The organism is Microcystis sp. LEGE 00066, assembly GCF_015207925.1.
In the GTDB taxonomy this organism is placed as follows: Bacteria; Cyanobacteriota; Cyanobacteriia; order Cyanobacteriales; family Microcystaceae; genus Microcystis; species Microcystis ichthyoblabe_A.
The window spans coordinates 1-6,843 of sequence record NZ_JADEVX010000205.1 but is presented as its reverse complement, the minus strand read 5'-3'; the positions used below and the strand labels follow the sequence as shown (position 1 = coordinate 6,843).

General features: G+C 44.5%; 7 protein-coding genes. 6 read left to right on the top strand and 1 reads right to left on the bottom strand.

Annotated elements, in window-relative coordinates; genetic code table 11:
- Positions 1-140 precede the first annotated feature (140 nt).
- The 3 genes from IQ224_RS20130 (at position 141) to IQ224_RS20120 (ending at position 2,701) form a co-directional block, all read left to right on the top strand.
- Positions 141-1,034, top strand: a complete 894-nt coding sequence (locus IQ224_RS20130) for a DMT family transporter (protein ID WP_194033413.1) — start codon at positions 141-143, stop codon at positions 1,032-1,034.
- Positions 1,035-1,554: 520 nt separating this feature from the next.
- Entirely contained in the window at positions 1,555-2,085 is a 531-nt protein-coding gene (locus IQ224_RS20125) for a hypothetical protein (protein WP_002749610.1), read from the top strand.
- A complete protein-coding gene (locus IQ224_RS20120) occupies positions 2,063-2,701 on the top strand; it encodes a Tfp pilus assembly protein FimT/FimU (RefSeq protein WP_002749612.1) in 639 nt (212 codons plus the stop codon). The genes IQ224_RS20125 and IQ224_RS20120 overlap by 23 nt, the downstream gene beginning before the upstream one ends.
- A 145-nt stretch (positions 2,702-2,846) precedes the next feature.
- Here IQ224_RS20120 and IQ224_RS20115 read toward each other — a convergent pair whose 3' ends face one another.
- Entirely contained in the window at positions 2,847-3,230 is a 384-nt protein-coding gene (locus IQ224_RS20115; RefSeq protein WP_002737184.1) for a hypothetical protein, read from the bottom strand.
- A gap of 84 nt (positions 3,231-3,314) precedes the next feature.
- On the opposite strand from IQ224_RS20115, the gene hslO reads away from it, so the two are divergent.
- The 3 genes from hslO to IQ224_RS20100 form a co-directional block, all read left to right on the top strand.
- Entirely contained in the window at positions 3,315-4,229 is a 915-nt protein-coding gene (gene hslO, locus IQ224_RS20110; RefSeq protein WP_002749615.1) for an Hsp33 family molecular chaperone HslO, read from the top strand.
- A 63-nt stretch (positions 4,230-4,292) separates the two neighbouring features.
- A complete protein-coding gene (locus IQ224_RS20105) occupies positions 4,293-6,248 on the top strand; it encodes a hypothetical protein (protein ID WP_002749616.1) in 1,956 nt (651 codons plus the stop codon).
- A 372-nt stretch (positions 6,249-6,620) separates the two neighbouring features.
- On the top strand, positions 6,621-6,843 hold a 223-nt coding region (locus tag IQ224_RS20100), incomplete at its 3' end, for a transposase (RefSeq protein ID WP_130757148.1).

Sequence of the window (6,843 nt, the reverse complement as noted above, 5' to 3'; positions counted from 1 at the left end):
GGTGTGGGGTGTGGGGTGTGGGGAGAATAAATAAAATAATCTCCTATTTCCTGACGACCGGCTACTGACGACTGGCTACTGCCTACGGTTAAAATAACTGGTGAATAACATCATTGATCATCGCGTAAGCGTAGCCTATTTTGCCTCCTTCTAACGCCAAAATTATTTTTATCTTAACTATCGGTGTGGTGTCGGTTTCTGCATCGGCAATTTTTATCCGGTTAGCGATCGAAGCGGTAGGTAATGCTACGATCGCATTTAGTTTATTTTTAGCGACTTCTCGTCTGATATTGGCTTCTGTTGTCCTAATTCCGAACTGGTTGACCTTATCACGCCAAAAAGTTCCTATTCAAGCCTATTATTACGCAGTGGGGGCAGGATTTTGTTTAGCTCTCCATTTTGCTACTTGGATTACTTCTCTATCCTACACCTCGATCGCCGCTTCCACCACTTTAGTCACCACTAACCCCCTCTGGGTTTCCCTGTTGGGTTGGTGGTGGTTTCGAGAAAAACCGACAAAATTAACCTTTATCGGCATTTTTGTGGCTTTAACGGGGGGATTATTGATTGTTTTAGCCGATCGAGATGTCAGTAGTTCTTATCCTAACCCTTTATTGGGCAATAGCTTGGCTTTAATTGGAGCAATTCTCGTCAGTGGTTATATTCTCCTCGGACGGGAAGCACAAAGAAAGGGCTTAAATATTAAGAATTATATAACTGTAGCCTACACTACCGCAGGATTAGCCTTATTACCATTTCTTTTTTTATTCGGTCAAGGTTACGAAAGCTATCCCTTATCCGTGTATGTTTATGTGTTAATGATGGCGATTTTTCCGCAATTAATCGGTCATACTAGCTTTAACTGGGCTTTGCGATGGGTAGCGCCGACAATAGTAACCATGGTAATTTTATTAGAGCCAATCGCCGCTAGTCTGTTAGGAGTGTTCATTTTTGGTGAAATCCCCCCCCAAGAAGTCATTTATGGCGGATTAATTCTATTAATCGGCGTAGGCATTGCTATTTTAGGCGGATAAGCTGTTAGTGTATCTAAATTACCGGTTAAGTGCGATCTCGATCGCCGATTGTGATCACAGACAAAGACTAGATTAGTGTAAAATGCTAACTGCATGAGAGTTTAAGTAGGTAGGTCTTAAAAACTTGCGGATGCCCCCCTTATCAAGGGGGGATTAAGGGGGGATCAGCACCCCCCTTATCAAGGGGGGATTAAGGGGGGATCAGCACCCCCCTTATCAAGGGGGGATTAAGGGGGGATCAGCACCCCCCTTATCAAGGGGGGATTAAGGGGGGATCGAACCCAGAATCTATCTTCAATTTAATTGTAACCAGCTACTTAGACAATCTGACCCACTTGACAAATAGGGTTTTCGGGGAATTAATTCCCTGACTAAAGTTAGAAATATCCGATCATTTGCGTACTCTGTAGTTGAGATATAAAAAAGCCAGTAGTTTTCAGGAAAAACGGGGGTTTGAAAAGTGAAATCAAGAGGAAAGGGAATATCGTTAAAACTGCCGTCCTCCGAGTCAGGTTTCTCGATGTTAGAAGTGATAGTTGCCATTTTAACTATTACCGCTTTCTTAACAGGAACTTTACAGTTAATGGCATTCACTGCCTTATATAAAGTTCGGGCAACAAGACAAACTCAAGCTAACTTTTGGATTCAAGAAGACTTCGAGTCTGTTAAAGCTTTAGCTTCGACTTTAGATGTTAGCTCCAGTCCTGATTATGTCAGTTCAGATGTATGTACTGATGGTTATGCCACAGCTTTGAGGAGGGAATTGACAGAAACACCTTTGAGTGAAATTACAATCCCAACAGAACAATTAGTAGTAGTAGAAATACCTGGACAAGAAACACCAGACGAATTTAAAAAATTTGTCGGTAAAAACTATTCTCTCTATCGAACTTTTAATATTACTAACCAAGCGAATCATCCCCATCGTCTCCGTATTGATTATCGAGTCGAAGCAACAGATGAAACTCCTAAAGATTACCCCAACCAAGAAGATGTTATTGCTGAAAGTTCTGTCGAGGTGATTCCCGATGCGTCGTTTAAATGTCGATAAAAATCAGGGTTTTACCCTGTTAGAAATTTTGGTAGCTTTGGCAATTACGGGAATTCTTGCCGCCTTAACTGGACCTAATTTATCAGCTTGGTTGAATAGAAATGAAGTCCAACAAGCCACCGATGCTATACAATTAGCTCTAGAGGATGCCCAAAGACAAGCTATCCGTCGAGGGAGAAGTTGCACGATTAATTTTACTAACCCGACTGGCACTAGCCCCACAGTTTACTCGCAAATAACCGCTTTAGATGAGGACTCCAACCCTGACCCAGGTTGTTTAGTGGCGACTAATACTAACGCGGGTTCCCTAAGTCTGCCAGAGGAAATATTTATGGTGGTGAATAATTTTCCCACCCTGGGCGGCACTCCGGGGGTGCAGTTTTCCTTTCGGGGTCATGTGCCGGGGTTAACCTTTGATCCGCCAGAAGATCAAGCGATAATCGTATTATATCCCGCCGCCGATGCCACCGCCGATCCCTATCCCAACCAAAAAAGAAAATGTATAGTTATCGCTTCTCTGCTAGGAATAGTTAAACAAGGAACTTATACTGGAAATTCTCTCACTAAACTCGATGCCAGTGAATGTCAAATCCGTCTCGATGGAACTCAACCCTAATCAGTTATCAGTTATCAGTTATCAGGTGTGAGTTATCAGTTATCAGTTACCAAATGTGAGTTATCAGGTGTGAGTTTTTAGTTTACTGATTACTGTTTACTGATTACTGTTCACTGATTACTGTTCACTGTTTACTGATTACTCATTACTTTTGATTGCTCAAAAATAGTCGTAATTTCAATAAACTGAGAGTTTGACCGAGATTGAGGGGAAGGAGAGAAATGCCTTCTAACCGCGATTGTAACCAACCATCGCCCCAATACCATTCGTGATAGCCATCGATACCTTGACTCAAAAGCAAGCGTAAACACTGGTCATTGGCCAATAAAACCTGATGTTGTACGGGGATTAAACCTAACCAAGAGGTAAAAGTCAAACCTTCCTCTAATTTATCGGGTAGATTGGGTGAGAGCATTTGCGGCCACAGCCATTGACGGAGATGAGCAGTTTTGAGCAAACTATCCCCGATAGCCTGTTCACTGGCCGAGATTTCGATACGCAGCTGACTTTGTTGAAAATTGCCGAACATATGATTGTCTGATAATTTTTGTTAAGTTAGTTAAAGAATAACTAAAAATCGGGACAGCGTTTTCCAAGGATAACAGTAAGTAGTATGGCAGATAAATTAATCCGCGCCACGGCCGCCGATGGGGGAATTAGAGTAGTAGGAGTGATTACCACCCGTTTAACCGAAGAAGCTCGCCAAAGACATCAATTATCTAACGTAGCCAGCGCTGCTCTCGGTCGCACGATGGCATCGGCTTTACTCTTGGCTTCCAGTTTAAAAAAACCCGGTTCTAGGATCAATATTCGCATTAAAGGCGATGGTCCTCTGGGCGGTGTTTTGGTTGATGCCGGACTCGATGGCACGGTGCGCGGTTATGTGGACTATCCCCAAGTGGAATTACTCCCCAATGCTAAGGGTAAATTAGATGTGGGTCGCGCGGTGGGTAACAAGGGTTATGTGCGAGTCTTACGCGAAGAAAAAGGCGAGGGGAGAAATGAACTTCAAGAAAGCATCGTCGAGATAGTTTCTGGGGAAGTGGGGGAAGATATCGCCTACTATCTAGACCAATCGGAACAAATTCCCTCCGCTTTGCAAGTGGGGGTTTTTGTCGGTACAACCACAGGAGTAACGGCAGCCGGGGGAATTTTATTACAAGTTCTTTCTAAAGAAGCGTCCCGGGATGAGGTCTTGGTGGCTCGTTTAGAGTCGAGATTGCGAAAATTAACGGGATTTACGCCCCTTTTACGCGCAGGAAAAGGACTAGAAGATATTTTTCAGGAACTTCTGGGAGATATGGGTCTAGAAATTTTTCCGGCTGTGCAGCTGCTGCGTTTTGATTGTAGCTGCTCTTTTGAACGGGTCTTAGGAGCTTTAAAATTCCTCGGGGTCGATGAATTAAAAGACATCATCGAAAAAGATAAACAAGCGGAAGCCGTCTGTGAGTTTTGTCGGGAAGTGTATAATGCCAACGAGAGACAATTAATCGAATTAGTCGAGTCTCTACAGGCTGAATCTTGCTGAGAAGTTGGGCAATGAGCGCCATTAGGGTAAAATCTATCTAAAATATCTGCTGGGGAGTTGTGAATGTCTAAAGGAAAAGAATTAACCGAAAATCTAGTCAAACGAGAATCGATTGACCCCCTGACTCGTTGGCCAGAGAAAACTAAGTCTTTTCTTTTTCTCTTTTGGTCTCGATACCAGCATCGTTTCACTTGGAAAGTTTGGGCGGCTTTATTTGTGGTCGTTTTTGGCGGTGTTGGCTTTCTCGCCACTTGGCAGTTATTAAATATGCAGAAGTCGCCCAATTGCCCCAAAATCTTCTGGCCCATCGCTTCTGCCTCCCTACGTCTCTACTGCGCTCAACTTTCCGCCGATAGTCGCACCGTGGCAGGTTTACTCGAAGCCATTGCCCTGGTGGAAGCTTTACCCGAAGACCATCCCTTGCGATCGCAAGTCAATCAACAGGTGGAAGAATGGGCGCGAGATATACTGAATTTGGCCGAAAAAGACTATCAAGCGGGAAATTTAAAGCAGGCAATCGCTAAAGCTCGTCAAATCCCCAATAATATGGCAGTAGCGGCAATTATTGAAGAAAGAATCGCTAAGTGGCAAGAAACTTGGACGGAAGGCAACGAGATATTAAGCAAACTAGAGGAAAATCTCCGCGCTTCCAACTGGAATCAATCTTTCCGTCTAGCAGTGGATTTATTGAACTTAAATAACGAATATTGGGCAACGGTTAAATATAATGAAGCGATCGCTAAAATTACCGTCGCCCGGGAAGATAGCAGTAAATTAGATAATGCCTTTAATCTCTTTGCCCGGGGCGGTCTCGACAATTGGTTCAAAGTCATCGAAGAAGCTAGAAAAATTCCAGCCAGCAGTTATGCCTATCAGGAGGCACAAAAATTAATCGCGAAAACCGAGGATAAGCTAAAAGAATACGCCGAAAGATTAATTGAGCGGAAGCAATGGCAAGCTCTCCGGGATTTGGCTAACCAAACCCCCAAAGACCTCAAAATTAAAGCAGATGTCACCGATTGGTCTCTCTTGTCGGAAGCGGCCTTAGATGCGGAAACCGGCACGGTGGACGGATTAGAAGCCGGCATACTGGGACTAGAACAAATTGACGCTTCTCGACCCCTCCATCAAACGGCCCTAGCTATGAAGGAGCGCTGGCAGTTACAGGTACAGGATCTAAAAATACTGTCCGAGGCTAGAGATTTAGCACAAGCAGGTACAATCGAGCAGTATAGCGCCGCTATCGCGAAAGCGGGAGAGGTTCCCCGTAATAATCCCCTCTGGTCGCAAGCACAGCAGGAAATTGGCTCTTGGAATCGTCAAATACAAGTGATTGAAGACCGGCCGATTTTAGAACGGGCGCGGGAAATCGCTATCCCCGGCGATATTAATTCCCTCAGTAGTGCTATTATTCAGGCCCGGGCCATTGGTAAAAATCGGGCCCTATACCGAGATGCTCAACGGGAAATTCGCGGCTGGCAAGTGCGGATTGAACGCATGGAGGATCAACCCATTTTAGATCAGGCCCAAGCTTTGGCCAATCTCAAAGACTATAGCACAGCGATCGAAACTGCCAATCAAATTCCCCCCGGTCGCGCTCTTTCCTCGGAAGCGTCCCAAAATATCCGTCGTTGGCGCCGAGAGTTGCGGGCCCGTCAAAATCTCCAACAGGCTAATCAATTAGCGGCGACGGGAAGCGCAGACGGTTTAACCCGAGCGATTGCTTTAGTTGCCAATATTTCCACTAAAACCGACGCGGGTGTGCAACGGACTGAATTGCTGGAACGTTGGAGTTATCAGCTTTTGTCTTTAGCCACGGCCCAAGCTAATAATGGCCGTTATCTGGAAGCTATTCGCCTTGCTGAATCCGTATCCCGGGAAAGTACCGCCTACAGTTCGGCTCGCTCCCAAATGCAAGGCTGGCGCAATATTCTCCAACCTCCGGCCCCACCGCCAATAGTTGAATCGACTCCCCTTTCCCCAGAGTCCCCGATAGAAACACCAAGTCCGGGTCAATAATCAGTTTTAGGGGCTGTTTTTGCGGTGTATTACCCCTAAAAAAGTCCCTCATCCCCATTGGTCTGTTAAGTTAAATCTGTATTATACTAAATCCTGTTTACAAGGTATGGGAGAGCGGGGAGAAACAATCCATAACTTGGGAGTTCATCGCACTATTAAAAACCGACTTAGTATAAATTGCCAAAAAATAACCAAAGCTAATTTAAAAAAGATAATAAGTAGGTAGGTGTTAAAAATCATCAGATGCCCCCCTTAATAAGCTATCCATTAGTCAGATCTTTCTTAACAAAAAGAGAAGAAACTTAAAAAAAGGGGAAACGATTGATAGGTATAGTTTTGAAAGAAGGAATTAAGGTGGAGGTAAGCAAAAAAATGGAGAAATGGGCAGCCCAAGAATTACAATATGCAGACCTAGGGGACACCAGAAGAAAGAAAAGGTTAATCAGTATCGTAGAAAACTTGGCCAGCCAACCTAGTACAAGTGTGCCACAAGCTTCGGGAAATCTAGCCGCAGCGAGTGCCACCTACGACTTTTGGAATTCCCCCTATTTTCACCCCTCAGATATAATTGCCGCCCAAGCTAAAAGTACAGTAG

Bases quoted from the DNA above. Each gene is read 5' to 3' on its own strand.
- IQ224_RS20115 (WP_002737184.1), bottom strand. From the start codon at position 3,230: ATGTTCGGCAATTTTCAACAAAGTCAGCTGCGTATCGAAATCTCGGCC.
- hslO (WP_002749615.1), top strand. From the start codon at position 3,315: ATGGCAGATAAATTAATCCGCGCCACGGCCGCCGATGGGGGAATTAGA.
- IQ224_RS20120 (WP_002749612.1), top strand. From the start codon at position 2,063: ATGCGTCGTTTAAATGTCGATAAAAATCAGGGTTTTACCCTGTTAGAA.
- IQ224_RS20125 (WP_002749610.1), top strand. From the start codon at position 1,555: ATGTTAGAAGTGATAGTTGCCATTTTAACTATTACCGCTTTCTTAACA.
- IQ224_RS20105 (WP_002749616.1), top strand. From the start codon at position 4,293: ATGTCTAAAGGAAAAGAATTAACCGAAAATCTAGTCAAACGAGAATCG.